This window comes from Pseudomonas fluorescens, assembly GCF_001307155.1.
GTDB lineage: Bacteria > Pseudomonadota > Gammaproteobacteria > Pseudomonadales > Pseudomonadaceae > Aquipseudomonas > Aquipseudomonas helvetica.
Genome location: NZ_CP012830.1, coordinates 775,254 through 801,820, shown reverse-complemented (window position 1 = coordinate 801,820; position 26,567 = coordinate 775,254). Strand labels below are relative to the sequence as shown.

Genomic DNA, 26,567 nt, shown 5'->3' with positions numbered 1-26,567 from the left:
GCTCCCGCTGGGCTGCGCAGCAGTCCTGAAACCTGCCGCGGTTTTTTTCAGGTATTGCGTATTAGCTTGATTGCGAGCGCTTCGCGCTCGAGCGGGAGCAAGCTCCCTCGCCACAGGGGGGGGTGTCAGCAAAATAGCAATACTCATATCCTTGGCGCCGGAACCTGATCGAGCAGTTGCCTGAGCACCTGGTCGACCTCCAGACCTTCGATGTCCAGTTCCGGGGCGATGCGCACGCGATGGCGTAACACGGCCAGCGCGCAGCCTTTGATGTCATCCGGAATCACGAACTCGCCACCGCGCAGCAGCGCCCGTGCCCGTGCGACCCGCACCAGGGCAATCGTTGCCCGTGGGCCGGCACCGAGGGTCAGACCGGGCCAGTTGCGGGTGGTGCGCGCCAGGCGCACGGCATAGTCCAGCACCTGTTCATCCAGTGGCAGGTCGCTGGCGATTCGCTGCAAGGCCAGTACATCCTTGGCTTGCAGGACGGTGCGCAGCGGTTGTACATCGAGCATGTCGGCGCGTGTCGAGCGGCTGACCTGACGGACCATGTTCAGCTCCTGAGCAGCATCCGGGTAGTCCATGCGCACCTTGAGCATAAAACGGTCGAGCTCCGCTTCGGGCAGCGGATAAGTACCTTCCTGTTCGATGGGGTTTTGCGTCGCCAGCACCATGAACGGTTGTGCGATGGGCAGGGCGCGGCCTTCAAGGGTGACCTGGCGTTCCTGCATGGCTTCGAGCAGCGCAGCCTGGGTTTTCGCCGGTGCGCGGTTGATTTCGTCGGCCAGCAGCAGGTTGGTGAACAGCGGGCCTTTGCGCAGTTTGAACTGCTCGGTTTGCAGGTCGTACACCGCATGCCCGGTGACATCGCTGGGCATCAGGTCCGGGGTGAATTGAATGCGCGCAAACTCGCCACCGAAACAGCGGGCCAGGGCACGCACCAGCAAGGTTTTGCCTAGCCCCGGAACACCTTCGAGCAGCACATGGCCACCGGCAATCAGCGCGGTAAGCACATCGTCAATCACCGTGTCCTGGCCGATGACGGCCTTCTGCAATTCAAGGCGCACGGCTTGCGCCAGTTGGCTGGCGCGCTGGCGTTGTTGGGCGGCATGGGTCAGGCCGGCAGGTTCGGTGGAGTCATTCATAAGGCATTCCTGAGGGTTTGCAGGTGGGCGACCTGACGGCTGAACTCAGCGCTGGAGAGCCGCTGTTCGGGCCGTGGGCTGAGTGCCTGGCTGATGGCGCGGGTCGGTTGGCCGGTCAGGCGCGCGAGCACCTGCCATTGTTCGGCAACGCCGAGTTGTTCGAAGCCTGGGTGACGGTGTCGGGCGCGGCGCAGCACATCGTGTTGCAGAGCCAGCAGCAGGCTGTGCTGACCGTTGCGCCGCAGCATGAAGTCTGCACTGGCACGCAAATGCTCCTGAAGTTGCCGACGGGCTTTGGGTGCCGGTGCCTGCGCGGGGCCCTGACGTAACCCGACATGCCAGATCCACAGGCCGATCAACGCGACGAGCGCCACCAGTGCCTGCGGGAAATAACGCAGCAGCAAGGTCAGCAGGTTCTCGTGATCAATCGTGTAGAGCAGGGTCACGCCCGTGTCTGAATACAGATACCAAAGCAGCCAGGCATTGTCGTATCGGCCGATGTTCGGGGTTTTCCACAATTCGGCGTCAGTGACTACCGTGATGGAACCCAGGCCGTAACCGAGTTGCATCATGTGGGTGGCCAGCGCGCTGTTGGCCCAGGACTGCGCGAGGTCTTTCGGGTCTTCGAGATGGAACTGCGGATCGAAACTGGCGTAGGCCGGAGCGTCTTCGTCTTCGAGATAGAGTTTGGTCAGGTTCGGGTAAGGGTCTGCTTTGGCATCGGGTGGTGGGTTGCCAAGATCCTTGCTCATGGATTGATGCAGTTGCACCCGGTCGAGCAGCAGGTCGCCGCTCTTGCCGGTTTTTTCATTCCACAGGGCTTCGGCCACAAACAGCAGACGTCCACCGGCACGGGTCCAGTTCAGCAGCTGATCGGCCTGGCGCGGGGTCATGTTGGCGCGATCACCGAGCAGTAACAGGCTCTGTTGATGCGGTTCCAGATACGGCAGGATGTCGAGGCTGTTGGCGTGAGTCACGGTCAGCCCTTGTTGGCGCAAAAAGTGTTCGGCTGCCAGATACGGATTGGCTCGGGCTTCAGGGGAAGGGCCGTGGTCGATGACTTCCTGATAGGGCGTTGCCTGCTGGTACAGATAAACAGCCAATGCAGCGAGCAGCCCGGCAATCAGCAGGCCAGGGATCAGGCGCCGATTCAACGCGAAGCTCCCGGGCCGAACAACGCCCGCCAGCCGTCACACAGTTCCTGTTGCAGGTGTGCCGGTGGCAAGCGATGCCCATAGGCCATGTTCTGCCAGTGGACTGTCAACGTGCTGCTGAAGGTATGCAGAGCCGGTTCTTGTAGCTGTTGGACCCGTTCCAGCACCTGGCCCTCGGTGTCGGCGCTTTTCAGCGGGAGGTTGAAGTCGTGCAGCAAACGGCTGAGCAAGGCCCGATAGAGCAAGCCGAGGGCTTCGCGGGGCTGGGTCGACCAGAGGTTTTCGACGCTGGCGGCGATATCGTCCGGCAGGGTTTCCCGATCGAGATCAAGGCCGAATAATTGGGCCGGCGCCGGGTGTGCGGGCGTTTGGCGCAGTTTTTGATGGCGGCTGACAAAGGTCCGTAGCCAGTCGCGGTAACGCCAGATCAGCAACGCGATGGCGCCGATGACACTCGCCCACAGCAGCACCTCGATGACCTGCGCCAGACCGGCGAAGCGCTGGCTGTCGAGCAGTGCGAAAAACGCTTTGAGCCAACCCGGTGTTTGCGTGTCGGCAGGTTGATCGGGCGTTTCTTTACCAAAGCGATAGTGGGTGACGGTCTGCGGATTCTTGAACGGTGGCGTGTCGAGTATGGCCTTGATGCTGTTGCTGGCGGCCTGGCTGGTCAGCGGTTGCTGGAGCAGGCGCGGGCTGTCGGGGGCGTTGGCGGGTTCGGCGGCCCAGAGTGGCTGCGTGGCGGGCAACCACAGTAGCCCGAGCATCAGCAGGCAGGCGGCGACGCTGCTCAGGCGCTGGCGCAGGCGGCGAAACACCAGTTCGATATCCCAGGCTTCGAGCCGGGTACGACGGTTCAGGTACAAGCTGAAACCGCAGGCGACATAGATCGGTTCCCAGATGATCAGGATCAGCGCGTAAAGCGCATTGATCAGGTGGTCCAGCCAGAGCCAGTCCTGTTCAGGGGTAGCGATCAGCGTTTGCCAGTCCCAGTTCAGTTCGATTTGCGCTGGCAGCAAAAAATAGAACAGCACCATCAGGCCGATCCACAGGGCGGCTTCCAGATGCGCGCCAATCAGCGTCAGCCAGCGTGCTGCGCCGCGATCGCGTTGTTGCAGCACGGCCAGGCGCTGCTGGCGTGCCAGACCGTTGAGTTCTTCAAGTTGCACGACCGGCATGATGAAGCTGCGACTCAGGCCAAAGCGCCGCCAGGTCAGGCTGGCCAGCAACTGCGGTTTGAGCAGTCGCGGCCATTGGCGCAGCGCCTGTCTCAAGGTCGGGGTTTCGCCGAACAGGGCGCTCGAGAGGATGTACAGCGGCAATCGTTCGAACGCCGGTTTCAACCACCAGAACAGCAGCACGGCCATTGAGGGCGAGTCCCACAGCAACAGGCTCAGCAGGGCAAACACCGGCAGCGTGACGATGGCCCAACTGGTCATCAGCAGGCGGCGATGTTGCTGGTTCAGCAGAACGCCGAGGTCCATGGCTTCCCAAGTGGTGCGAGGGCGGATGACCACGCTGGCGTCACTCAGGCGCATGGCGTGTACGTCCGGCAAATATTAGGTAAATCGCCATCACCACCCAGAGGGCGGCGCCCACCAGGTATTTGATCGGCGGTGCAAGTCCGGCGCGGGATGACCAATAGGCCTCGATAAACGCAGCAAGCAGTAGAAACAGCATGACGCCGCAGATCATCAAGACACTTTTATGAGCCGCACGGCGCAACGCTTCACCGCGTGGCAAGCGGCCGGGGGCGATCAGCGCCCAGCCCAGTTGCAGGCCGGCCGCACCGGCCAGGGCGATGGCGCTGAGTTCGAAGGCACCATGGCCGACGACGAATGACCAGAAGTTTTCCCCGTAGCCGATGTGCGTCAGGTGACCGGCAACCGCACCGATCATCAAACCGTTGAAGAACAGGAAAAACGCGCTGCCCAGGCCAAACAGCAATCCGCTGGCATAGGTCTGAAAGGCGATGCCGATGTTGTGCATGATGTAGTAACCGAACATGACCCAGTCGTCGCTGGCGGCGCGTTCACCCAAGCGCCCCAAGTGACCGGCTGCCGGGTCGTACATGCTTTGCATCTCGGACACCTGTCCGGCCGGGACCAGGCTATAAACCAACTCGGGGTACAGGTACACCAGCACACCGATGCCCACCAGCGAGCCGAAAAACAACAGGCTTGAGACCAGCACGAAAGGCCATTGCTCACGGACCAGTCGAGGAAAGCCGGCGAGGACAAAGGCCAGCAGATGGGCGCCGACCCGACCGCGATGCCGATAAAGCTGTTGGTGCCCGCGCAGTACCAGCTGTTGCAAGGGGTCGATCAGGTAGCTGCTGTAGCCGCGCTCCTGTGCCAGCGCGAGGTGCTGGCACAGCCGTCGGTAATCTTTGGGGAACGAGGTGCCATCGAGGGCATTGGCTTTGCCGCGTTCAAGCAGATCGAGCCGCTGGGAAAATTGATCCCATTCGGCTCGATGGCGATTTTCGAAAAGGCTCTGCTTCATGCCGGCCCCAGCAAACTGCGGGCAATGCCATTGAGTTTGGCGACTGCGTGGGGCGGTGAGACATGGAGCGGCTCGGCGAGGATGGCCGCCAGCTCATTGACCCGTTCACTGGAGAGCTCCGTCTGACGCTCGGCGAAACCCAGCACCGCGCGTTGCTCATTGAGGTTCAGCGCAAAGGGCGGGTGCAGTGCCAGGGCTTGCGGAATCTGTGGTCGGGTGACCGCCTGTTCGCGGTAGATCACCAGTGTGCCGGCTGCAATATCGCCCAGTCGTTTGAAGGTCGGATGTTGCAGGCAACTGATAGCGCCGAGGCTGTAGCCGAACGGCAGCATGTCGACGAACCGCAACAGGTTGCGGATCAGTGAGGCTGGCCAGCCAACGGGCGTTCCATCGTCATGTACGACACGCAGCCCCATCAGCTGTTTACCGGGCGAGCGGCCCTGGTTGAGGACTTCGAACAGCACCATGTACCACCAACTGACCAGAAACAGCAGCACCGAGCCCAACCCGATGCCGACGCTCCCCAGCAAGGCCAGGACAATAAACAGCAAGCCCAGCACCAGCCCGCGCACCCCCAGGTCGATGGCAAACGCCAGTACACGGGGCATCAACCCGGCAGGTCGCAGCGGCAGATCGATGCCTTCCGGCGTTTCAACCTGATGCCGCGTGTCCAGTGGCGGGGGCAGCGTTGCTTTCCTTGGCGGTGCTGAAGTCTTGCGCATGATCAACCTGATGGTTGGGATTCAATAACGATTCGATGCTAGCAGCCTTCGCAGCGCTAACGACATAACTATGTATGACAAGGTATCAACCAGAAATGCTTGAATAGCAAGATTGCTGGTCGGCGCCGCGCTTGAGCGCCTAGACTTTGCCCGTCTCAAGTTCAGGAACGCCCCGTGACCTCCATCTTCTGGTACGACTACGAAACCACCGGCATCTCACCGCGCTGCGACCGTCCGCTGCAAATGGCCGGGATTCGCACCGACCTTGACCTCAACGAGATCGACGATCCGGTCAATCTCTACTGCCAGCCGAGCGACGACATCCTGCCTCACCCGGCGGCGTGCGTGATTACCGGCATCACCCCCGGCCGCCTGGCCGAGCAAGGCCTGAGTGAAGCCGACTTCATGACCCGGGTACATGCGCAACTCGCGGCCCCCGGAACCTGTGGTGCCGGTTACAACACCTTGCGCTTCGATGATGAAATGACCCGTTACAGCCTGTACCGGAATTTCTTTGATCCGTATGCGCGGGAGTGGCAGGGCGGCAACAGTCGCTGGGATCTGATCGATGTGGTGCGCGCGGCGTACGCGTTGCGCCCGCACGGTATTGTCTGGCCTGAAGAAGACGGTCGCGTCACGTTGAAACTCGAACGCCTGACTGCCGCCAATGGCCTCGACCATGGCCAGGCTCACGATGCGTTGTCCGATGTGCGCGCGACGATTGCCCTGGCGCGGTTGATCCGCGACAAGCAGCCAAAACTCTACGACTGGCTGTTCAAGCTGCGCAGCAAGCAGAAGGTCATGGATCAGATCCGCCTGTTGCAACCGATGGTGCATATCTCTGGGCGTTTCTCGGCAGCCCGCAGCTATGTCGGGGTGGTCTTGCCGTTGGCCTGGCACCCGCGCAATCGCAACGCACTGATTGTCTGCGACCTGCATCTCGATCCGCAGGGGCTACTCGACCAGGACACCGAGACCTTGCGTCAGCGTTTGTACACCCGCCGCGAGGATCTGGCCGAAGGCGAATTACCGGTGCCGCTCAAACTGATTCACATCAACCGTTGCCCGGTGGTGGCACCGTTGTCGGTGTTGCGCGCCGAAGACCAGCAACGATTGCAACTGGACATGGCGCAGTATGAAGCGCGCGCACTGCGTCTAAGTGACGCACAGGAAGTATGGCGAGATAAAGTTCTGGCCATTTATGCCCGCGAGGATTTCACGCCAATCGAGGACCCTGAACAACAGTTATACGACGGCTTCATTGGCGATCGGGACCGGCGTTTATGCGAACAAGTCCGAAATGCGGACCCGATGCAATTAGCGCAAGAGCAATGGCCGTTCGATGATGAACGTTTGCCGGAATTATTATTTCGTTATCGTGCGCGTAACTTTCCCGAGACCTTGAGTCGCGAGGAGCACGAACGCTGGAAATTATTCTGTCAGCAACGTTTGTCAGACGCCGGATGGGGAGCGCCCAATACCTTGCAGGGGTTTAATGAGGCAATGGCGCAATGCTCGCTTAGTGCTACAGCGATTCAGCAACAGGTACTGGACGAATGGCGCGAGTATGTCGACTCATTACGCAAGCGTTTGGATCTTTGAAACAAGCTGTACAAATACCTGAAGGCGGGGCATAAAAAAACGCCAGCGGACGCTGGCGTTTTTGGGTGCTCGCAAATGAACCTGCGAAGCGGGTTGCGGCTTAGCCAAGCAGGGTAGCCCAGCCTTCAACCACGTCACCGCCCCACTTGGCTTTCCACTCTTTCAGCGTCTTGTGGTTGCCACCTTTGGTTTCGATGACTTCGCCGTTGTGCGGGTTCTTGTATTGTTTAACCTTGCGAGCGCGCTTGGTGCCGGTAGTTTTTACAGCACCGCGTGGTGCTTTAACTTTGGACTCTGGATCCAGCAGGGCGATGATGTCGCGCAGGGACTTGGAGTATTCGCCCATCAGGGTACGCAGTTTGCCTTCGAATTCCAGCTCGGTTTGCAGTTTGTCGTCTTGGGACAGGTTCTTCAAACGGGCTTGCAGCTCTTTGATAGCTTCTTCGGTGGCACGGTATTCGTTGATCAAGGACATGAGGACTACCTTATGTTGGGCGCTGGATGACAGGGTACAGTGGCGCAATAATAGTCAGGGTGTTTCATCAAGTAAACATTTAAGCCGGCTTTTATTTAATTTAATTAGAGTGTTCAGCGAAAAAAGCCTCACGCCGCTGTTAAAACTTGTCAGGGTTTCATCACAGATACTCACAAAAGCCCGCTTGCGTATTTCGCCAATAGAATATTGTCGAGCGTTCAGAGGCCGCCAATCGGTAGGGCGAGGCCGCACTCTACAGGGCAAGGCATCAGGGTTACTGCAGTTTTGCTGCGCAATCGCTAGAATGGCGGCCTTTGCGAAGTTCTGGAGTTTCCCCCCCATGCGCACTTTTCGGCTAGTGATTGCTTGCCCGGACCGCGTCGGTATCGTTGCTAAAGTCAGCAACTTTCTGGCGTCACACAATGGCTGGATCACTGAAGCGAGCCATCACTCGGACACGCTCAGTGGCTGGTTCTTCATGCGTCACGAAATTCGTGCCGATTCGCTGCCGTTCGGCCTTGAGGCGTTTCGTGAGGCCTTTGCACCGATCGCCGAAGAGTTTTCGATGGACTGGCGCATCACCGATACCGCGCAGAAAAAACGCGTGGTATTGATGGCCAGCCGCGAATCCCACTGCCTGGCCGACTTGCTGCACCGCTGGCACAGCGACGAGCTGGACTGCGAAATTTCCTGCGTGATTTCCAACCATGACGACCTGCGCAGCATGGTCGAGTGGCATGGCATTCCTTATTACCATGTGCCGGTGGACCCGCAGAACAAAGAGCCGGCCTTTGCCGACGTTTCGCGCCTGGTCAAACAGCACGACGCCGATGTGGTGGTGCTGGCGCGTTACATGCAAATCCTGCCGCCGGAACTGTGCACCGAGTACGCCCACAAGGTGATCAACATTCACCACAGCTTCCTGCCATCGTTCGTCGGTGCCAAGCCGTACCACCAGGCGTCGATGCGTGGCGTGAAGCTGATTGGCGCGACCTGCCACTACGTGACCGAAGAGCTGGACGCCGGTCCGATCATCGAGCAGGACGTGGTGCGTGTCAGCCACAGCGACAGTATTGAAGACATGGTGCGTTTCGGCCGTGACGTCGAGAAGATGGTGCTGGCCCGCGGCCTGCGCTATCACCTGGAAGACCGCGTGCTGGTGCATGGCAATAAAACCGTAGTGTTCTGATTGCTGAGTGCTGATTGAAAAAAACAGGGCCTGAGCGTTCAATCGCTTCAGGCCCTTTTTTTCGGAGTGAGGTAGGGGAGATGGCTGATCCACTGGATAAGGCAACATCCAAAGCCCCCGCGACATTGGGCGAGGGCTGTCTGAGTCGGTACGACCCGGATGAGCTGAGCCCTGAAGACGGCACGGAGTTTCCCGGTGCCGCGCAATTGTGGGAGCAGTTGAAGCCAGTCGCTGACGATGAAACTGCGAGCCCTGAAAAGATTCCGAGCACAACACATAACCTGTAGCAGCTGGCGAAGCCTGCGTTCGGCTCGGTCCGCGTTCGGGCGCAGCAGTCGTAAAATCAGGCACCATGTTTTTTCAGGTTAACCGTGGCGTCAGGATTTACGGCCGCTGCGCAGCCGAACGCCGCCTCGCGGCTCGACAGCTGCTACGGATTGCGTACTGGCTTAACTGACGGGTGCTCCCCCTAAGCCTGTTTGATCTTCATCAGTTTGTTCAGCAGTGGTTTACCGGCCATCACCAGGAACACCGGTGCGCCGGCCAGCAAGTAGAAGTAATAGGTCACTGCTCGCCAGATCAGAATTGCGGCCGCCGCCGTCGATTTCCCTACCATGGGCGCCAACAGCGCTGCCGACGTCAGTTCCGCCGCGCCGGCACCGCCCGGCAACAGGCTGAACTGCCCGGCGCTGAGTGAGAGCATCTGGATCAAAAAGCTCCAGGCCCATTGAAGATCCGTGCCCAGCCCCCGCAAAGCCAGATACAACACGCTATAGCGCAGTAACCAGTGCACGCAGGTCAGCGCAAATACGCTGATCAGTGTGTGTGCAGGCAACTTGAGTGTTTCCGTGAAGGCCGCAAGAAAGTGCAGCAGCTTGCGTGCCCAACGGCGCCGGGTGGCAGCGTTAAGCTTGAAGTGCTTGAGCACGCGACCGCTGAGGCGAATCAGTAGGCGATGGTAGCGTGCCACCACCCCGCAACTGAACAGGCCGCCGACCATCGAAATGGCGCTGAGCGTCAGCATCCACTCGAGGTTCTGGCTCAGGTGCTGAAACAGTGCATACACCACGATGGCGATCAGCGCGCAGAGAAAGAACAGCAAATCGCTCAACTGATCCATGGCGAACACCGCACTGCCATGGGCCGGGCGCACACCATTGCGGGCCAGCAGGGCCATCAGTGTCAGCGGTCCACCGCCGCCGCCCGGGGTCGCGCAAATCGCGAACTCGGTGGACATCACCACCCCAAGGCATTTCAGGCGGCCTATCCGGCTGCGCTGTTCACCCAGCAACAAGCGCAAGCGTATTGAGTTGGTGAACCAGCAGAGCAGGATCATGCCCGGCATCGCCAGCAACAATGTCGGCGGGAAGTGCTGCAGTCGTGGCCATAGTTCATTGGCACCGAGCAATAGCGGGATCAGCACCGCGCAGAGCAGGGCGGCGACCAGCCACAGGACGCGACTCATGCGGCGCTACTGACCTGAGCGCTTTGCGTGCGCAGCCACCGAGCCTTGGTCATTGGCACTCGGCCGTTATTGAGCAAGCGTTCGAGGGTCTGCAGCCAGTAAGTGCGGGAGAACTCATGGCGCAGGTCCACCGGGTGTACGCCCAGGCGAATCACCGGGGCGTGCTGCCAGCGCAGTTCGCGTTGAGCGCTGACAATTTTCGATACGCCACGACGCCAGGCACTGCGCGCGCTCCAGACCAGACCTGGGGCGTTGACCCGGGAGAAATCCGGCAGGCGATACAGGTGCTGCGGATCACTGGTGTAGCTCAGCGGTAACTGGCGCAGGGCTTGACGCGTGCCTTCGCTCATCAGCCAGGCCGGTGCAACAAAACCCTCCAGTGGCCAGTGGTAACGGCTGAACAATTCGATCCCGGCGAGCAGGCGGGCCCGCGCAGCCTGTTGCGAAAGACTGTAGAACTCGCCTTCATGGGTGTAGACCCGGCGCATGAACCAGTCACCGGGACGCGCCGTTAGCGGGCTGTCATCGCAATGGTAGTAACCGTGCAGTGCCAGTTCGTCACCGCGCTCGATGCGGTGGGTCAGCACGCTCCGAAAATCCGGATGGCTATCGAGGTGGTGGTGTTTGTGAAAGTCGGGGACGACCAGCCAGGTCATCGGCACCTCGCCGAGCGCGTCCACCGCTTCGACAAACGGCTGATAGTCGGCCCAGCTTTGCGGGGTGACGTCATGCAGCACCAGAAGCAGGCTTGGCGTGTTCATGGCATCAGCGAATGCTCAGCCGCGGCAAAGGGGCACCGAGGACTGCGTAATAGTGACCCAGCAGGCTGTTGACCACTGAATCCCAGGCGTAATGCTGTTCGACATGGCGGCGGGCGTATCGACCGAGATCGTTATGTTGTGCAAACAGTTCGCGCACAGCGTTGGCCATCGCCACTGGATTATTGGGGGCGCAGAGTATGCCGCAGTGCTCATTGATGATTTCGTTGAAGGCACCCGCAGCCACCGCGACCACTGGAATGCCACAGGCCATGGCTTCGAGAACGACCAGGCCAAAGGTTTCCTGATCGCCTGCATGCAGCAAGGCATCGGCGCTGGCCATCAGCTGGGCCACCTGTGGTGCAGGGCAGAACTCATCGACCAGCGTGACGTTATCCGGTACCTGTGCCGACACCGAGGTGCCGACCAGCAGCAGGTGATAACGGTTTCCCAGACGCTTCATGCAATTGAGCAGGACGGGAATGTTTTTCTCCTTGGAACCTCGCCCGGCGAATATCAGCAGTCGAGTGTCTTCGGCGATCTTCAGCTTCGCCCGCAGATCCGGGTCACGAGCGTCTGGATTGAAGGTTTGCAGGTCCACGCCCAAGGGTTGGACGTAAACGTTTTTGACCCCAAGCCCCATGAGCTTGTCGGCCATGATCTGGCTCGGCGTCAGCACCCGGTCAAAGTTGCCGTACAGCTTGCGGATATACGCTTCGACATTCGGCGTGACCCAGTTGCCCACACGGTTGCTCGCCAAAAGCGGCAAGTCGGAGTGATAGAAACCAATCACCGGAACGTCCAGTTCGCGCCGCGCATCCAGCGCTGCCCAGGCTGTCAGGTAAGGATCACCGACTTCTATCAGGTTCGGTTGCAGGTCGTGCAGGGCATTACGCCAGGGCGTCAGTCGCAGCGGGAAGCGATAGCCTTTGCCGAAGGGCAGAGCCGGGGCGGGCACCGTGTAGACACCGTCCTGCTCGCTCCGCCGTGCTCCCGGGACCAGCAAGCTGTGACGAATCCCCGGCTTACGGCCCAGGCGGCGGTGCTTGGCATCCAGATAAGTCCGCACGCCACCGCTGGCCGGTGCGTAGAACATGGTGATGTCAGCGATATGCACGATAACCCTCCGTTCTATCCATTGTTCTCCTTAGGGATGACCCTTATGAAGAATAGATGTTCGGATGGGGATGTGTGGCGGGGTGTCAGTGAGGTGTTGTGGTGGCTGACAGGCCGCTATCGCGAGCAGACGGAACGTCGCCCGGCTGCTCGTGATGGGGCCTTCAAGGGTGCGTCAGATTCTGAAACTACCGACCAACTGCTTCAATCGCGCCGCTTGCTGCTCCAGGTCGGAACAGGCGCGCAACGTCGATTGCAGGTTTTCCACGCCTTCCTGGTTCAGCGTGTTGATTTCATTGATGTCGACGTTGATCGACTCGACCACGGCGGTTTGCTCTTCGGTGGCGGTGGCTACCGACTGGTTCATGCCGTCGATCTCGCCGATGCGCAAGGTCACGCTGTTCAGGCGCTCACCGGCGAGGTTGGCGATCTCGACGCTGTCCTGGCTGTGACGCTGGCTGTCGCTCATGGTGCTGACCGACTCGCGGGCGCCGATTTGCAGCTCCTCGATCATGGTCTGCACTTGCTGTGCCGATTCCTGGGTGCGGTGCGCCAGGTTACGCACTTCATCGGCGACCACCGCAAAACCCCGCCCAGCCTCACCGGCCCGCGCCGCTTCAATCGCCGCGTTGAGGGCCAGCAGGTTGGTTTGTTGGGAGATGCTGGTGATCACTTCGAGAATCTGCCCGATGTTCACGGTCTTGCTGTTCAGCGACTCGATGTTGGTGCTGGAGGCGCTGAGCATGCTCGACAGCTGATTCATCGCCGCAATGCTGCGGTCGACCACTTGCTGGCCGTCTTCGGCCAGGCTGCGCGCATCGCTGGCCTGGTGCGAGGCTTGCGCCGCGTTACGGGCGATTTCCTGAGCTGCAGCGCCCAGCTGATTGATCGCGGCCGCCACACTGTTGGTCCGGCTCGATTGTTCGTCGGAGTTGAGCATCGACGAGTTCGACGCGCTGACCACGCGCAGAGCGACTTCGTTGACGTGCTCGGTCGCCGACGACACTTCGCGGATCGAACCGTGGATCCGCTCGACGAAGCGGTTGAACGCGCTGCCGAGGATGCCGAACTCGTCCTGGCTCTGGATGGTCAGGCGGCGGGTCAGGTCGCCTTCACCGTCGGCAATGTCCTGCATCGCGCGGGTCATGACGTGCAGCGGCTGGATCAGGATACGGATCAGCATCCCGAGCAAGGCGATGATGATTGCCACGGCAATGATCGTCGCAATGATCGCCGAGGTGCGGAAGCTGCTGAGCATCGAGAAGGCTTTGTCTTTGTCCACCGACAGACCGACGTACCAGTTGACCGATGGCAGGCCTTTGATCGGGGTGAAGGTGACGATACGGGTTTTGCCGTTGACCTCGACTTCACTGATGCCGCCACCGATACGCGGGGTGTTCGTCGGGTAAGCCTCGCTGAGGGACTTCATCACCATGGTTTTATCCGGGTGAACCAGGATCTTGCCGTCGGCGCTGACCAGGAAGGCGTAGCCCATGCCGCCAAAGTCACGCGCGGTCAGGGTGTCGATCAGGGTTTGCAGGCTCAGGTCACCGCCGACCACTCCCACGCTTTGCCCGGCTTTTTTCGAGGCGGTGGCGATGGAGATGATGGTCTGGCCGGTCGCCGCATCGATATACGGTTCAGTGAGCGTCGAGCCATTGCTGTTTACCGCGCCTTTGTACCAGGGACGAACGCGTGGGTCGTAGCCGTCCGGCATCTTGGAATCGGGGCGGTTGATGAACGTACCGCTGGCATCGCCCAGGTACCGGGCCATGAAGGTCGACGCCAGGGCATTCTGCTCAAGCAGGTTGGAAACGTTGCCTTGTTCGGGGTTGAGGGCGATGTTCTGGGCCAGGTTTTCCACCATGAGAATCCGCCCGGCGAGCCAGGACTGGATATTGGAGGACGTGACATCGCCCATCTCATGCAGGTAATTGTCCAGGTCCTGGCGAATCGCGTTGCGCTGTAAATAGTCGTTGTACAGCGTGAACGAAGCGAAGGCGGCAATGACGATGAGCGCGGCTGCAAGCAGGATTTTGTGGCTGAAGCGCAGGTTTTTGTTCATGGCTTGGGGTGTCCGCTAATGTCTTATTGTTGGGGCGTGTTGCTTTGAAAAGCGCGCAAACCAGGCGCTGTCGCACATAAGCTGATATTTCCGTCTGTCCTTCGGGAATTATCGGACCTGATTCTCTGTCTGGTCTCTTGCTTGTATCTATCGGCTGCGCAGGACTAAAACTTAGGGGCTTGAAATCGTCGACGCGACAGGCGGCCAATCAGTTGGTGCGACAACTGGTCCGCGGTTTGATGGGCTCGTTGCTCGGCGGCAGCAAGCGCCGATAGCTCTTGTAGGAGCAAGGCTTGCCCGCGATCGGGACGCCTCGGTGTAACTGATACACCGCGTCATCGTTCATCGCGGGCAAGCCTTGCTCCTACGGTTTACTGTTTGGGTTTGGCGTGTGCCGCCAGGCGTTCCAGCGCTGCGCGCAATTTCGGATCGCTGATGCCGTCGGCGGTGGCCTGAATGGTCGCCGCCGCATCGCTCGACAGGTCCATGGTGTGGCCGACGGCGCCTTGTTGCACGGTCGGTGGTTGTACCTTGAACAGGATTCGAGTCAGGCTGGCGAACTCGTCGAACATCTGTAATTGCCGTTGCAGACGCTTCTGCTGATAGCGCAGACGGGTTGCCCAATGACCGTCGGTGACGATCAGCAACAGGCTGCCCTCGCGCCACGACGCCACATGACAATGTTCACGGGCGGCCGGCTGCAGCTGGCTTTCCAGCAAACGCTGTAAATGACCCAGGCGTTGTGCGTGGCCGAAAATGGCTTTTAACGGTTTGGCTTCGCGAAGCAGAACGGCGGGTGCTCTGGCCGTAAGAGGGCGAAATGCCATGATCAGACACCTGAAGTAACAGAGCCGCCATGGTAGCAGAAAGCACTTGATGCGCCTGAGCCATTGCTTTGTGAGCGCTTTACTCATTAAATCAACGAGTAACTTCTGGCGTGAATGGCTTGAAGTTCAGCAAAATGCCCTTATTTTAAGTGAGCCCCGTAACAGCGCTGTGCATGCATCGTGGAACAACGCCACTTTCCTCACCATCGTTTCCGGGTAGAATGCTCGTTCGCATGCGGCCATGAGGGCTGCACGGGCGACTCACGGGGCCGCCCTCCATCCCTTTGTGTGGAAGATCCTGCCGATATGTTTGCGCCTTTGTTAAAGAAACTTTTTGGAAGCAAGAACGAGCGTGAAGTCAAACGCATGCTCAAGACGGTACAGATCGTCAATGCCTTCGAAGAGCAAATGGTGGCCCTTTCGGACGATCAGCTGCGCGCCAAGACTGATGAGTTCAAGGCCCGCATCGCCAAAGGTGAAAGCCTCGACAAACTGCTGCCTGAAGCCTTTGCGGTTGCCCGTGAAGCCGGCAAGCGGGTTATGGGTATGCGCCACTTCGACGTTCAGTTGATTGGCGGCATGACCTTGCACGAAGGCATGATTGCCGAAATGCGTACCGGTGAAGGCAAGACCCTGGTGGCGACACTGGCGGTTTACCTGAATGCGCTGTCCGGCAAGGGCGTGCACGTTGTTACCGTGAACGACTACCTGGCTCGTCGTGACGCCAACTGGATGCGTCCGCTCTACGAATTCCTCGGCCTGAGCGTCGGCGTGGTGACGCCGTTCCAGCCGCCGGAAGAGAAGCGTGCGGCCTATGCCGCCGACATTACCTACGGCACCAACAACGAATTCGGTTTCGACTACCTGCGCGACAACATGGCGTTCAGCATGGAAGAAAAATTCCAGCGTGAACTCAATTTTGCCGTGATCGACGAAGTCGACTCGATCCTCATCGACGAAGCCCGTACTCCGCTGATCATTTCCGGTCAGGCCGAGGACAGCTCCAAGCTGTACATCGAGGTCAACAAGCTGATCCCGCAGTTGAAGCTGCACGTCGAGGAAGTCGAAGGCGAAGTGACCCAGGCCGGTCACTACACCGTCGACGAGAAGACCCGTCAGGTCGAGCTCAACGAAGCCGGTCACCAGTACATCGAAGAAGTGCTGACCGGTATCGGCCTGCTGGCTGAAGGCGAGAGCCTGTACTCGGCGCACAACCTGGGCCTGCTGACCCACGTTTATGCCGGTCTGCGTGCGCACAAACTGTTCCATCGCAACGTCGAATACATCGTCCAGGACGGTCAGGTCGTACTGGTCGACGAACACACCGGTCGTACCATGCCGGGTCGTCGTCTGTCCGAAGGCCTGCACCAGGCCATCGAAGCGAAGGAAAACCTGAACATCCAGGCCGAAAGCCAGACCTTGGCGTCGACCACGTTCCAGAACTACTTCCGTCTTTACAGCAAGCTGTCCGGCATGACCGGTACGGCGGACACCGAAGCGTTCGAATTCCACCAGATCTACGGTCTGGCGGTGATGGTCATTCCACCGAACAAACCGCTGGCACGTAAGGACTACAACGACCTGGTGTTCCTCACCGCGGACGAGAAGTACGCGGCCATCGTTGCCGACATCAAGGAAAGCATGGCTCAGGGCCGGCCAGTACTGGTGGGCACCGCGACCATCGAAACGTCCGAGCACATGTCCAGCCTGCTCGTGAAGGAAGGCATCGAACACAAGGTTCTGAACGCCAAGTTCCACGAAAAAGAAGCTGAAATCATCGCTCAGGCCGGTCGTCCGGGTGCACTGACCATCGCCACCAACATGGCCGGTCGTGGTACCGACATCCTGTTGGGCGGTAACTGGGAAGTGGAAGTCGCCTCCCTTGAGGATCCGACGCCTGAGCAGATCGCCCAGATCAAGGCCGACTGGCAGAAGCGTCACCAGCAAGTGCTCGAGTCGGGCGGTTTGCAGGTGATCGCCTCCGAGCGTCACGAATCGCGCCGTATCGACAACCAGCTGCGTGGTCGTGCCGGTCGTCAGGGTGACGCCGGTTCCAGCCGTTTCTACCTGTCGCTGGAAGACAGCCTGATGCGCATCTTTGCCTCTGACCGGGTGAAGAACTTCATGAAGGCCCTGGGCATGCAGCCTGGCGAAGCGATCGAGCACCGCATGGTGACCAACGCTATCGAAAAGGCTCAGCGCAAGGTTGAAGGCCGTAACTTCGACATTCGCAAGCAACTGCTCGAGTTCGACGACGTCAACAACGAACAGCGTAAAGTGATCTATCACATGCGTAACACGTTGCTGGCCGCGGACAACATCGGCGAAACCATTGCCGACTTCCGTCAGGACGTGCTCAACGCAACGGTCAGCGCACACATTCCGCCGCAATCGTTGCCAGAGCAGTGGGACGTTGCCGGTCTGGAAGCTGCCCTGCAAAGCGACTTCGGCGTGACACTGCCGATCCAGCAATGGCTCGACGAAGACGATCACCTGTACGAAGAAACCCTGCGCGAGAAGCTGATGCACGAGCTGCTGGCGGCGTACAACGAGAAAGAAGAGCAGGCGAGCGCCGAAGCGCTGCGCACCTTCGAGAAGCAAATCGTGCTGCGCGTTCTGGACGACCTGTGGAAAGACCACCTGTCGACCATGGACCACTTGCGTCACGGCATCCACTTGCGTGGCTATGCGCAGAAGAACCCGAAGCAGGAATACAAGCGCGAGTCGTTCACGCTGTTCTCCGAACTGCTGGACTCGATCAAGCGCGACTCGATTCGTGTGCTGTCGCACGTTCAGGTTCGCCGCGAAGATCCGGCCGAAGAAGAAGCGCGCCTGCGTCAGGAAGCCGAGGCATTGGCCGCACGCATGCAATTCCAGCACGACGAAGCCCCAGGCCTCGAGCAACCGGAATTGTTGGGTGAAGAGGTCGATGTGGCGCTCGCTGCCGCTCCGGTGCGCAACGAGCAGAAGCTGGGCCGCAATGAGCTGTGCTACTGCGGTTCGGGCAAGAAGTTCAAACACTGTCACGGTCAGATCAACTAAGATTTCTGCCAGACATTGAAATACCCGCGCCGCGACCGGCATCAGCCGTCGCGGCGTTTTACCATTTAAAACACCGATGCCAGGTTAAAAAGAACAGGGCGACGACGGTGCAGACATTACATTAAGAGGAGCGCTTTCATGGCTGTTGGTCTTGGTCCTTTGCCAACGTTGCACCCGGTTGCCGGTTTTGAACTCGGTATCGCTTCGGCCGGCATCAAGCGCCCCGGGCGCAAAGATGTCGTGGTCATGCGCTGCGCCGAAGGTTCCACGGTGGCCGGTGTGTTCACGTTGAATGCTTTTTGCGCTGCGCCAGTGATTCTGGCCAAGCAACGTGTGCAGGGCCCGGTACGTTATTTGTTGACCAACACCGGCAATGCCAACGCCGGTACCGGTGAGCCTGGTTTGGCTGCCGCCGAGCGCACCTGCGCCAAGCTGGCTGAATTGACCGGCGTCGACGCCAGCCTCGTGCTGCCGTACTCCACTGGCGTGATCGGTGAGCCGCTGCCGGTCGAGAAGATCGAAGGCGCGCTGCAAGCTGCCCTCGACGACTTGTCGGAGAACAACTGGGAAGCTGCAGCTACCGGGATCATGACCACCGATACCCTGCCGAAGGGTGCGAGCCGGCAGTTCCAGCATGAAGGCGTGACCATCACCGTCACCGGTATCAGCAAAGGCGCCGGGATGATTCGCCCGAACATGGCGACCATGCTCGGTTACATCGCCACCGACGCCAAAGTTTCCCGCGAGGTGTTGCAGAACCTGCTGCTGGACGGCGCCAACAAGTCGTTCAACCGCATCACCATCGATGGCGACACCTCGACCAACGACTGCTGCATGCTGATCGCCACCGGTAAAGCCGCGCTGCCGGAAATCACCTCCGCCAGCGGTCCACTGTTCGCGGCGCTGAAGCAGGCGGTGTTTGAAGTGTGCATGGACGTCGCCCAGGCCATCGTTCGCGACGGCGAAGGTGCGACCAAGTTCGTCACCGTTGAAGTCAACGGCGGCGGCAATCACCAGGAGTGCCTGGACGTTGGTTACACCGTGGCGCATTCACCATTGATCAAGACCGCGTTGTTTGCCTCCGATCCCAACTGGGGTCGTATCCTGGCAGCCGTTGGCCGTGCCGGTGTGCCGAACCTGGACGTGAGCAAGATCGACGTGTTCCTCGGTGAAGTCTGCATCGCCAGCCGCGGTGCCCGTGCCGCGACTTACACCGAAGCCCAGGGCTCGGCTGTAATGCAGCGCGAAGAAATCACCATTCGTATCGAACTGGGTCGCGGCGATTGCAGCGAAACCATCTGGACCACCGACCTGTCCCACGAATACGTGAAGATCAACGCCGAATACCGCACGTAATTCATGGTGGGCAAGTCATGCTTCTGTAGGAGCAAGGCTTGCCCGCGATGGAGGCCGCAGGCCTCCCGCTTGTCCCTCATCAAAAGGCGCCTGAACATGAGCTACCACCTGATCATCGGCGACAAACTGTATTCCTCCTGGTCCTTGCGCGGCGCTTTGGCGCTGGAACTGGCCGGCGCGACCTACACCGAAGAACTGATCAAGCTGAACCAGCCGGACACCCGTGAACGCCTGCTCAAGCATTCACCGACCGCCAAAGTCCCGTTGCTGAAAACCGAACACGGGACCATTGCCGACTCGTTGGCCATCGCCGAGTACCTGGTCGAGCGTTTCCCGAACGCCAACCTCTGGCCGAAGGATATCGCCGCCCGCGCCCAGGCCCGTTCGGCGTGCGCACAAATGCACAGCGGCTTTTTCGCCATGCGTAGCAACATGCCGTTTGACCTGAGCCACGGTGCGCCGTTGTCGCCAATGCCGCCCGAAGTGCAGGTGGAGATCGAGCGGATGCTGGCGTTGTGGGCTGAATGCCGCGCGGTCGCAACCGAACCCGGCCCGTTCCTGTTTGGTCGCGTAAGCCTGGCAGATGCCTTCTTCGCACCCATAGCTGTGCGCTTGCGTACTTATCAAGTCGCGCTACCGGCGGTAGATGCGGCCTATGTTGAAGCGATTTACCAATGGCCAGCCTTCAAGGCCTGGCAGAAAGCCGGTCTAGAGGAAATAGTGCGGTGAAACGAGTTCATGTAGCAGCGGCTGTTATCCGTGATGCCAGCGGCAAGATCCTCATCGCTCGCCGCGCCGATACCCAGCATCAAGGCGGCCTGTGGGAGTTTCCCGGCGGCAAGGTCGAGGACGGCGAAGCGGTGCAAGCCGCGCTGTCGCGCGAGCTGCAGGAAGAGTTGGGCATCGTGGTCAGTGCCGCTCGGCCATTGATCAAAGTTCAGCATGACTATCCGGACAAGCAAGTGTTGCTGGATGTCTGGGAGGTCTCGGCGTTTACCGGCGAACCGCATGGCGCCGAAGGCCAGCCTCTGGCATGGGTGACGGCGCGTGAACTGCGCGACTACGAGTTCCCGGCCGCCAACCAGCCGATCGTGGCGGCTGCGCGTCTGCCAGGCGACTACCTGATTACCCCGGAAGGCCTGGAAACGCCAGCCCTGCTGCGCGGTATTCAGAAAGCCATCGCCGGCGGGATCAAGCTGATCCAGTTGCGCGCGCCGAATGGCTACGACCCGCAATACCGCGATCTGGCGGTGGATGCCGTGGGTTTGTGTGCCGGTAAGGCGCAACTGATGCTCAAGGGGCCGTTCGAGTGGTTGGGAGATTTCCCGGCCGCCGGTTGGCACATCACCGCAGCGCAACTGCGCAAATACGCCAGTGCCGGGCGTCCGGTGCCAGCCTCGCGCTGGTTGGCGGCGTCCTGCCACAACGCTGAAGAGCTGAGCCTGGCGGAACAGATGGGCGTGGACTTCGTCACCCTGTCACCGGTTCAGCCAACCCAGACTCATCCGGATGCATCACCACTCGGCTGGGAGCAGGCCTCGCAGTTGATTGCAGGGTTCAGCAAACCGGTGTTTCTACTGGGTGGTGTGGGGCCTGCCGAACGGCAAAAAGCCTGGGAAGCGGGTGCACAGGGCGTGGCGGGGATTCGGGCGTTTTGGCCTGATTGATTGGCGGTGATTCTGAGGGCCTCATCGCGGGCAAGCCTTGCTCCTACAGGGCAGAGTTGTTCACAAGACTAGTGAACGACATCAATCCGTAGGAGTAAAGCTTGCTCGCGATGGCGGCCTCACAGGCGATGGAATTCTGCTTGGTTAAGCCTCAGGCTTCGCCGCCGCTTGCCACAAAATCTCGGCAATCCCCTGGCGCTTGGCAATCAGCCGAGCCGCCACAAACAACAGGTCCGACAAGCGATTGATGTACGCCAGGCCAACCCCGGCCAATGGCTCCAGCGCGTTCAGATGCTGACAACGTCGCTCGGCGCTGCGTGCCAGGCTGCGGCAGACGTGGGCTTGGGCAATCAAGGCTGAACCGCCGGGCAGAATGAAGTTCTCCAGCGGTCCCAGCTCCTCGTTCCAGACATCGATCGCCGCTTCCAGGCGTTCGACTTCTGCGGCATTCAAGGCCTGATACACCGGCATAGCCAGTTCACCCCCCAAATCGAACAACCGGTGCTGACACGGTTCAAGCACCTCAATCACCTCGGCCAGGCCAGGATGAGCGTGGCGTTGCTCGGCCAAGCCAGCCAACAGCAACCCGAGCTGGCTGTTCAGCGTATCGACTTCGCCGATGGCTTCGACCCGTGGATGGTCCTTCGGTACGCGGCGACCATCGCCAAGCCCGGTTTCACCTTTGTCGCCGGTGCGGGTGTAAATCTTCGACAAGCGAAAACCCATGCTTAGCGCTCCAGTTGTTTGAGTTCGTGAGAGGCGAGCGGAGTAGTGCCCGCCAATGGCAGGCGCAAGGTGAAGCACGTGCCTTGGCCGAGGGTCGATTGCACTTCCATCTGACCCTTGTGGTTGTTGGTGATGATGAAATACGACACCGACAGTCCGAGGCCGGTGCCCTGGCCGATTTCCTTGGTGGTGAAGAACGGTTCGAAGGTGCGTTTGCGCACGTTCTCGCTCATGCCCACGCCGTTGTCCTCGACCTGGATTTCCGCCCACGGCGGGTTCAGTCGGGTGCGCAGAATGATGCGTCCCGGCTCTGTGGCGTTTTCACGCTGGTGAATCGCCTGAGCAGCGTTTTTCAGCAGGTTGAGCAGCACTTGTTCGAGCTCGTTGGCAGTGCCGGGGACTGGCCCCAGTTGCGGGTCGAACTGACGAATGATGGCTTGGCCCTTGAAGTCGAAGCCGATGGCCAGGTCGAAGTCGTTGCTGGCGATCTCCACGGCTTGATCGATCAGTGCCGGCAGGTCGCACGGAGCCATTTGGCGGTTGCTGCGACGACTGAAACTAAGCATGTGGGTGACGATCTTTGCGGCTCGGGCGCCGGCCTGTTGAATGCCGTCGAGCAGTTGCGGTACTTCGCGGTTTTGCAGGTAGCGATTGACGCTGTCCAGTTCGATGCCGATCTGTTCGGCGGTTTCGATGTTCTTCGGCAGGTCGGCCGACAAGCGCCGACGAATGTTCTGCACGTTGTGCAGGATCGCTCCCAAGGGGTTGTTGATTTCGTGGGCCATGCCGGCGGCGAGGCCGCCGACCGAGAGCATCTTCTCCGACTGCACCATCATTTCTTCGAGGGACAGGCGCTGGGTAATGTCGTCGATGCGGATTACCACGCCGCGTCCGGCACCGCCCATCAACGGATAGAAGGTCAGCGCGTAATGCTTGGGCTCATCGTCCTTGACCCACGTAACGCGCTCGATCTTGACCACGCTGTGCTGCTCGACGGTTTCCCTGAGTTGCGGCAGGAACGGTTTCAGCGGTTCGAAGGCGAGGAAGATCGGCTGGTTCAGCGCTTCGTCCAGGCGAGTACCGGAAAGCGCGCTGGCTTCCTGGTTCCATTGGGTCACATAGAGCTGTTCATCAAGGGCAATCAGTGCCGAAGGCATCGAGTCGATGATGCTGTTGAGGTAGTTCTGAAAACCGGTGAGTTTCTTCTCGATCTTGCTCCGCACCTGGACTTCCAGTTCCAGTTTACGGTTGGTATGACGGGTTTCTTCGGCCAGGCCCTGGGCCTGGTCGTAGGCGGCCTGGGAGTCGTCCCGCGCGCGCTTGAGTTGCTGTTCACGGGCTTCGATGCGCGAGAGCATGGTGTTGAAGGCTTCGGCAAGGCTGCCGATTTCGTCGTGGTTGCCGCGTGACGCACGCAAGGCGTAGTTTTCTTCGCGAGTCACCTGTCGGGACAATTCTTCGAGTTCATGAATCGGCCGAGTGATCAGGCGTTTGATCTGCCGGGCAATCACCAGCCACAGCAGCACGCTGAAAATCAGAATCCCGAGGCTGGCGGTCAGGGTGCCGGTGTAGAACGCCATCGGCAATTCGCTGCTGGCCACCAGCAGCAGATGACCCGGCGCCTCGCCCGGGCGCAACAGGGTGATCAGCTGATTGCTGCGAAACTCGGAGGCCTGCCAGGCTTCGATATTTCGATAGTGCTCGGGCAGCTTGAGTTTGTCGCCGTGCTGCACCTGCGCCAGGCGCAGGCCTTTGCCGTCATACAGCGCTGCGGCTCGCAGCGGTGAATAGCTGTTGAGTTCGTTGAGCAGCCGTTGGGCTTCTTCGGGAGAGTTGAGCGCCTGGTCGGCGATGGACGGGTTAGCCACCAGCCGGCCGATGGTCTGCAAGGCCTGCGGGGCCATGCTTTCCTGAGAGATCCAATAGGCGGCGCTGATAAAGGTCAGGTTGGCCACCAGCAACACGGTGGTCAACAGCACCAACAGGGCGGCCAGCAGTTTCTGGCCGACCGGCAGGTTTTCAAGGCGCTGGCGCAATGGCATCGGGGTCGTCGCTAAAAAGGAACAGGAAGGCAGCGTAGCCGTTGCTCAGTCGCTGGGCAATCCGCGTGCGTGCAGGTGCGTAATCAGCCGCTGCTGCAATTGATTGAGGTGCGGCAGCACCAGTTGGTGTCTCGACGCAGCAGTGCAGGCATGCCCCAGCAGATAGCTGATCTCGGTTCGGCGTTGACTGGCAACGTCCTGGTACATCGACGAGTAGTTGGCCGCAGTCGCTTGAATCACCCGCTCGACTTCCTGCTGCAGGTTGTGTGCGGCGGCAGGTTGACCGCAACGCTCCAGCAGCTCGCTCAGCTCGGCACAGAGAGTGGCGACCTCGCAATGATGCTGTTGCAAACCGCCGTTACGGCAGTCATGCAGCACGGTCAGGGGGTTGATTGCGCAATTGAGCGCGAGTTTGCGCCACAGGCGGGTCAGGATGTCTGTGCTCCATTCGTGCGGGATGCCGGCGGCGCTCAGGTCATCCAGCCAGATCGGCGGGGTAGGGTGGCTGGCATCGCCGAGCCAGGTGTACCCATGACCGGCAAACACCACGCGCCAGTCGTCATCGCGAAACGCGCCTTCGGTGCTTGAGGCAAAGATGCAGCGCGCCTGCGGGACACGTGCGGCGACGGCGTCCTGACTGCCGAGGCCGTTCTGCAACAGAATCAGCTCTGCGTTGGGTGCAAGACGCGCTGCCAGTTGCGCGACTGCACTTTCGGCGTCGTAGGCTTTGCAGGCCACCAGCAAGCGGTCTATCGGGCCCGCGCTGTCGACAGTTTCGCCGGGGATCGCATACTGCCGCGCTTCGCCCTGTTCGACCAAGGTCAGCCCGCCAGCGGCCTGATAGGCCTGCAAGCGCGCCGTGTCGCGCAGAATCAGTTTCACCGGCAGGCCAGCCCGTGCCAGGCGCGTGGCCCACAGGGTGCCCAGGCTGCCGGCGCCAAGGACGTGCCAGGTGGTCGACATCAGTTTTTTGCTCGGATTGGCAGGCGCATGTGAGGCTCGCAGCGTAGGAAGGTAAAGACCCGTTATAATCAGCGCGGATTTTAACCGCAAGCCAGGCGTGTTCCATCGCTATTGAGCGCGCCCTTTTTTATTGGAGAGATTACATGCCGTCGTTCGACGTGGTATCCGAACTGGACAAACACGAACTCACCAACGCGGTCGAGAACGCCGTCAAGGAACTCGACCGTCGTTATGATTTGAAAGGCAAGGGCAGCTTCGAGTTCAAGGAAAAGGACCTGACTGTCAATCTGACTGCCGAGGCCGACTTCCAGCTGGAAGCGATGATCGAGATCCTCAAGCTGGCACTGGTCAAGCGCAAGATCGATGTGCAGTGCCTTGAGGTAAAAGACGCCTATGCTTCCGGCAAGCTGATGAAGCAGGATGCTGTGCTCAAGGAAGGCATCGACAAGGAGCTGGCGAAGAAGATCGTTGCTCACGTCAAAGACGCCAAGCTCAAGGTCCAGGCCGCCATCCAGGGCGAGCAGGTACGGATCACCGGCAAGAAGCGTGATGACCTGCAGGAAGCCATTGCGGCACTGCGCGCCAAGGAATTTGGCATGCCGCTGCAGTTCAACAACTTCCGCGACTGATCAGTCTTCAGGGAACCTCCGGGCGTTAATGACGTCCGAGGCCCATGTAACGGCAGAAACGATTGAGCCATCATCCTTGGCTCGGTCTTTCTGCCGTGCAGTTTTTACGTGCCGGGTAGCCGGGAATCAGGAGAGATAGATGGACATAAATGCTGAAGTGGACAACCTGGTCAAGGCTTCCCAGGCCTGGATCCCGATGATCATGGAATACGGCAGCCGTGTGCTGCTGGCGGCCATTACCCTGGCCATTGGCTGGTGGCTGATCAACAAGCTGACCCACAAGGTTGGCAAGCTGCTGGCCCTGCGCAACGCCGATCTGGCGTTGCAGGGGTTTATGAGCAGCCTGGCGAACATCATCCTCAAAGTGCTGCTGATGGTCAGCGTCGCGTCGATGATCGGTGTTGAGACCACCTCGTTCGTGGCCGCCATTGGTGCTGCCGGTCTGGCGATCGGTCTGGCGTTGCAAGGCAGTCTGGCGAACTTCGCTGGCGGCGTGTTGATTCTGTTGTTCCGTCCGTTCCGTATCGGTGATGTGATCGAAGCACAGGGCATTACCGGCACCGTCGACAGCATTCAGATCTTCCATACCCTGCTGCGCACCGGTGACAACAAAACCGTCATCGTGCCTAACGGTAATCTGTCGAACGGCATCATCACCAACCACAACCGTCAACAGACCCGTAAAGTGGTGTTTGACATCGCTGTGAATTACGACGCCGATTTGCAGAAGGCGCGTGAGGTGCTGTTGGAGTTGGCCAAGGATGAGCGCGTGTTGGCTGATCCTGCGCCGGTAGCGGTAGTGTCGACCCTGGGCGATAGCTCGATTACGGTTTCCCTGCGCGTCTGGGTGAAAACGGCGGACTACTGGGATGTGATGTTCATGTTCAATGAACACGCCCGTGATCGTCTGAAGGCGGCAGGTATTGATATCCCGTACCCGCAACGAATGATTCGTATGGTTCAGGAAACGGCGTAACAAGTAGCGGATTATTACTTGGCCTGTTGGTCAAGTATCGGTAGCGAACTCAAGGGACGATAAGCCCCTTGAGTGTTTTTACAGTCTGCTGTTTTGTTGTTCTGAAAGCGGAATAGAGTGCGGGCTTATTATTAGCAGGCTATTTA

At 59.9% G+C, this 26,567-nt stretch carries 23 protein-coding genes and 1 pseudogene; 10 read left to right on the top strand and 14 right to left on the bottom strand.

Translation table 11 applies throughout. From position 1 onward, the window contains the following. Nucleotides 1–143 precede the first annotated feature (143 nt). The 5 genes from AO353_RS03745 to AO353_RS03725 are packed head-to-tail and all read right to left on the bottom strand — an operon-like array spanning nt 144 to nt 5,523. Nucleotides 144–1,145: an AAA family ATPase gene (locus AO353_RS03745; RefSeq protein ID WP_054593737.1), complete on the bottom strand. Its 1,002-nt coding sequence runs from the start codon at nt 1,143–1,145 to the stop codon at nt 144–146. Next, the gene (locus tag AO353_RS03740) at nt 1,142–2,299 is read right to left on the bottom strand and encodes a DUF4350 domain-containing protein (RefSeq protein WP_054593736.1); all 1,158 of its coding nucleotides are present in this window, start codon (nt 2,297–2,299) and stop codon (nt 1,142–1,144) included. Before AO353_RS03740 ends, AO353_RS03745 begins: the two co-directional genes overlap by 4 nt. After that, a complete protein-coding gene (locus AO353_RS03735) occupies nt 2,296–3,834 on the bottom strand; it encodes a DUF4129 domain-containing protein (RefSeq protein WP_054593735.1) in 1,539 nt (512 codons plus the stop codon). The genes AO353_RS03740 and AO353_RS03735 overlap by 4 nt, the downstream gene beginning before the upstream one ends. Continuing rightward, entirely contained in the window at nt 3,821–4,801 is a 981-nt protein-coding gene (locus AO353_RS03730; RefSeq protein ID WP_054598167.1) for a stage II sporulation protein M, read from the bottom strand. The genes AO353_RS03735 and AO353_RS03730 overlap by 14 nt, the downstream gene beginning before the upstream one ends. Beyond that, nucleotides 4,798–5,523 (bottom strand): RDD family protein, encoded by a 726-nt coding sequence (locus AO353_RS03725; protein WP_054593734.1) that lies wholly within the window; start codon nt 5,521–5,523, stop codon nt 4,798–4,800. The genes AO353_RS03730 and AO353_RS03725 overlap by 4 nt, the downstream gene beginning before the upstream one ends. A 174-nt stretch (nt 5,524–5,697) precedes the next feature. On the opposite strand from AO353_RS03725, the gene sbcB reads away from it, so the two are divergent. Then, complete coding sequence (sbcB, locus tag AO353_RS03720) at nt 5,698–7,125, top strand: exodeoxyribonuclease I (protein WP_054593733.1); 1,428 nt, start codon at nt 5,698–5,700, stop codon at nt 7,123–7,125. 100 nt (nt 7,126–7,225) lie between these two features. Here the strand turns inward: sbcB and mvaT are convergent, their stop codons facing one another. Next, nucleotides 7,226–7,600: a histone-like nucleoid-structuring protein MvaT gene (gene mvaT, locus AO353_RS03715; protein WP_005790963.1), complete on the bottom strand. Its 375-nt coding sequence runs from the start codon at nt 7,598–7,600 to the stop codon at nt 7,226–7,228. Between the two features lie 340 nt (nt 7,601–7,940). Between mvaT and purU the strand changes: the two genes are divergently transcribed. Both purU and AO353_RS03705 read left to right on the top strand, forming a co-directional pair. Continuing rightward, on the top strand, nt 7,941–8,789 hold the full coding sequence (gene purU, locus AO353_RS03710) for a formyltetrahydrofolate deformylase (protein WP_054593732.1): 849 nt from the start codon (nt 7,941–7,943) through the stop codon (nt 8,787–8,789). A gap of 80 nt (nt 8,790–8,869) precedes the next feature. Then, a complete protein-coding gene (locus tag AO353_RS03705) occupies nt 8,870–9,076 on the top strand; it encodes a hypothetical protein (RefSeq protein WP_054593731.1) in 207 nt (68 codons plus the stop codon). A gap of 182 nt (nt 9,077–9,258) precedes the next feature. Here AO353_RS03705 and AO353_RS03700 read toward each other — a convergent pair whose 3' ends face one another. From AO353_RS03700 to AO353_RS03685, 4 genes are all read right to left on the bottom strand, one after another. Then, entirely contained in the window at nt 9,259–10,254 is a 996-nt protein-coding gene (locus AO353_RS03700; protein ID WP_054593730.1) for a lysylphosphatidylglycerol synthase transmembrane domain-containing protein, read from the bottom strand. Beyond that, nucleotides 10,251–11,015, bottom strand: coding sequence for a DUF2334 domain-containing protein (locus AO353_RS03695; RefSeq protein WP_054593729.1), 765 nt, complete (start codon nt 11,013–11,015; stop codon nt 10,251–10,253). The genes AO353_RS03700 and AO353_RS03695 overlap by 4 nt, the downstream gene beginning before the upstream one ends. Before the next feature lie 4 nt (nt 11,016–11,019). Then, on the bottom strand, nt 11,020–12,129 hold the full coding sequence (locus tag AO353_RS03690) for a glycosyltransferase family 4 protein (RefSeq protein ID WP_054593728.1): 1,110 nt from the start codon (nt 12,127–12,129) through the stop codon (nt 11,020–11,022). 174 nt (nt 12,130–12,303) lie between these two features. Beyond that, complete coding sequence (locus AO353_RS03685) at nt 12,304–14,193, bottom strand: methyl-accepting chemotaxis protein (protein ID WP_054593727.1); 1,890 nt, start codon at nt 14,191–14,193, stop codon at nt 12,304–12,306. A 182-nt stretch (nt 14,194–14,375) separates the two neighbouring features. On the opposite strand from AO353_RS03685, the pseudogene AO353_RS31465 reads away from it, so the two are divergent. Then, a pseudogene (locus AO353_RS31465) lies at nt 14,376–14,468 on the top strand (hypothetical protein); the annotation flags it as partial. Nucleotides 14,469–14,564: 96 nt separating this feature from the next. Here AO353_RS31465 and AO353_RS03680 read toward each other — a convergent pair. Then, a complete protein-coding gene (locus AO353_RS03680; RefSeq protein WP_054593726.1) occupies nt 14,565–15,020 on the bottom strand; it encodes a DUF721 domain-containing protein in 456 nt (151 codons plus the stop codon). A gap of 306 nt (nt 15,021–15,326) precedes the next feature. On the opposite strand from AO353_RS03680, the gene secA reads away from it, so the two are divergent. From secA to AO353_RS03660, 4 genes are all read left to right on the top strand, one after another. After that, nucleotides 15,327–18,062: a preprotein translocase subunit SecA gene (gene secA, locus AO353_RS03675; protein ID WP_054593725.1), complete on the top strand. Its 2,736-nt coding sequence runs from the start codon at nt 15,327–15,329 to the stop codon at nt 18,060–18,062. Between the two features lie 138 nt (nt 18,063–18,200). Further along, on the top strand, nt 18,201–19,418 hold the full coding sequence (gene argJ, locus AO353_RS03670) for a bifunctional glutamate N-acetyltransferase/amino-acid acetyltransferase ArgJ (protein WP_054593724.1): 1,218 nt from the start codon (nt 18,201–18,203) through the stop codon (nt 19,416–19,418). A 96-nt stretch (nt 19,419–19,514) separates the two neighbouring features. After that, nucleotides 19,515–20,147, top strand: a complete 633-nt coding sequence (locus AO353_RS03665) for a glutathione S-transferase family protein (protein ID WP_054593723.1) — start codon at nt 19,515–19,517, stop codon at nt 20,145–20,147. Next, a complete protein-coding gene (locus AO353_RS03660) occupies nt 20,144–21,085 on the top strand; it encodes a Nudix family hydrolase (RefSeq protein ID WP_019693274.1) in 942 nt (313 codons plus the stop codon). Before AO353_RS03665 ends, AO353_RS03660 begins: the two co-directional genes overlap by 4 nt. A gap of 144 nt (nt 21,086–21,229) precedes the next feature. On the opposite strand, the gene AO353_RS03655 is transcribed toward AO353_RS03660, so the two are convergent. From AO353_RS03655 to AO353_RS03645, 3 genes are read right to left on the bottom strand one after another with little or no spacing between them, the layout of a single operon-like run. Next, a complete protein-coding gene (locus tag AO353_RS03655) occupies nt 21,230–21,811 on the bottom strand; it encodes a cob(I)yrinic acid a,c-diamide adenosyltransferase (protein ID WP_054593722.1) in 582 nt (193 codons plus the stop codon). 2 nt (nt 21,812–21,813) lie between these two features. Then, entirely contained in the window at nt 21,814–23,853 is a 2,040-nt protein-coding gene (locus AO353_RS03650; RefSeq protein ID WP_054593721.1) for a sensor histidine kinase, read from the bottom strand. A gap of 45 nt (nt 23,854–23,898) precedes the next feature. After that, nucleotides 23,899–24,816: a putative 2-dehydropantoate 2-reductase gene (locus AO353_RS03645; protein ID WP_054593720.1), complete on the bottom strand. Its 918-nt coding sequence runs from the start codon at nt 24,814–24,816 to the stop codon at nt 23,899–23,901. A gap of 143 nt (nt 24,817–24,959) precedes the next feature. On the opposite strand from AO353_RS03645, the gene AO353_RS03640 reads away from it, so the two are divergent. Together AO353_RS03640 and AO353_RS03635 are read left to right on the top strand one after the other, a co-directional pair. Then, nucleotides 24,960–25,445: a YajQ family cyclic di-GMP-binding protein gene (locus AO353_RS03640; protein ID WP_019693270.1), complete on the top strand. Its 486-nt coding sequence runs from the start codon at nt 24,960–24,962 to the stop codon at nt 25,443–25,445. A 139-nt stretch (nt 25,446–25,584) separates the two neighbouring features. Then, on the top strand, nt 25,585–26,421 hold the full coding sequence (locus tag AO353_RS03635; RefSeq protein WP_054593719.1) for a mechanosensitive ion channel family protein: 837 nt from the start codon (nt 25,585–25,587) through the stop codon (nt 26,419–26,421). The last annotated feature ends 146 nt before the right edge of the window (nt 26,422–26,567 follow it).

What these genes read in the sequence shown, in the direction of transcription:
- AO353_RS03725 (WP_054593734.1), bottom strand. Translation starts at nt 5,523, where the DNA reads ATGCGCAAGACTTCAGCACCGCCAAGGAAAGCAACGCTGCCCCCGCCA.
- AO353_RS03650 (WP_054593721.1), bottom strand. Translation starts at nt 23,853, where the DNA reads ATGCCATTGCGCCAGCGCCTTGAAAACCTGCCGGTCGGCCAGAAACTG.
- mvaT (WP_005790963.1), bottom strand. Translation starts at nt 7,600, where the DNA reads ATGTCCTTGATCAACGAATACCGTGCCACCGAAGAAGCTATCAAAGAG.
- AO353_RS03655 (WP_054593722.1), bottom strand. Translation starts at nt 21,811, where the DNA reads ATGGGTTTTCGCTTGTCGAAGATTTACACCCGCACCGGCGACAAAGGT.
- AO353_RS03635 (WP_054593719.1), top strand. Translation starts at nt 25,585, where the DNA reads ATGGACATAAATGCTGAAGTGGACAACCTGGTCAAGGCTTCCCAGGCC.
- AO353_RS03645 (WP_054593720.1), bottom strand. Translation starts at nt 24,816, where the DNA reads ATGTCGACCACCTGGCACGTCCTTGGCGCCGGCAGCCTGGGCACCCTG.
- AO353_RS03680 (WP_054593726.1), bottom strand. Translation starts at nt 15,020, where the DNA reads ATGGCATTTCGCCCTCTTACGGCCAGAGCACCCGCCGTTCTGCTTCGC.
- AO353_RS03665 (WP_054593723.1), top strand. Translation starts at nt 19,515, where the DNA reads ATGAGCTACCACCTGATCATCGGCGACAAACTGTATTCCTCCTGGTCC.
- AO353_RS03700 (WP_054593730.1), bottom strand. Translation starts at nt 10,254, where the DNA reads ATGAGTCGCGTCCTGTGGCTGGTCGCCGCCCTGCTCTGCGCGGTGCTG.
- AO353_RS03640 (WP_019693270.1), top strand. Translation starts at nt 24,960, where the DNA reads ATGCCGTCGTTCGACGTGGTATCCGAACTGGACAAACACGAACTCACC.
- secA (WP_054593725.1), top strand. Translation starts at nt 15,327, where the DNA reads ATGTTTGCGCCTTTGTTAAAGAAACTTTTTGGAAGCAAGAACGAGCGT.
- AO353_RS03705 (WP_054593731.1), top strand. Translation starts at nt 8,870, where the DNA reads ATGGCTGATCCACTGGATAAGGCAACATCCAAAGCCCCCGCGACATTG.
- AO353_RS03695 (WP_054593729.1), bottom strand. Translation starts at nt 11,015, where the DNA reads ATGAACACGCCAAGCCTGCTTCTGGTGCTGCATGACGTCACCCCGCAA.
- AO353_RS03735 (WP_054593735.1), bottom strand. Translation starts at nt 3,834, where the DNA reads ATGCGCCTGAGTGACGCCAGCGTGGTCATCCGCCCTCGCACCACTTGG.
- purU (WP_054593732.1), top strand. Translation starts at nt 7,941, where the DNA reads ATGCGCACTTTTCGGCTAGTGATTGCTTGCCCGGACCGCGTCGGTATC.
- argJ (WP_054593724.1), top strand. Translation starts at nt 18,201, where the DNA reads ATGGCTGTTGGTCTTGGTCCTTTGCCAACGTTGCACCCGGTTGCCGGT.
- AO353_RS03730 (WP_054598167.1), bottom strand. Translation starts at nt 4,801, where the DNA reads ATGAAGCAGAGCCTTTTCGAAAATCGCCATCGAGCCGAATGGGATCAA.
- AO353_RS03685 (WP_054593727.1), bottom strand. Translation starts at nt 14,193, where the DNA reads ATGAACAAAAACCTGCGCTTCAGCCACAAAATCCTGCTTGCAGCCGCG.
- AO353_RS03745 (WP_054593737.1), bottom strand. Translation starts at nt 1,145, where the DNA reads ATGAATGACTCCACCGAACCTGCCGGCCTGACCCATGCCGCCCAACAA.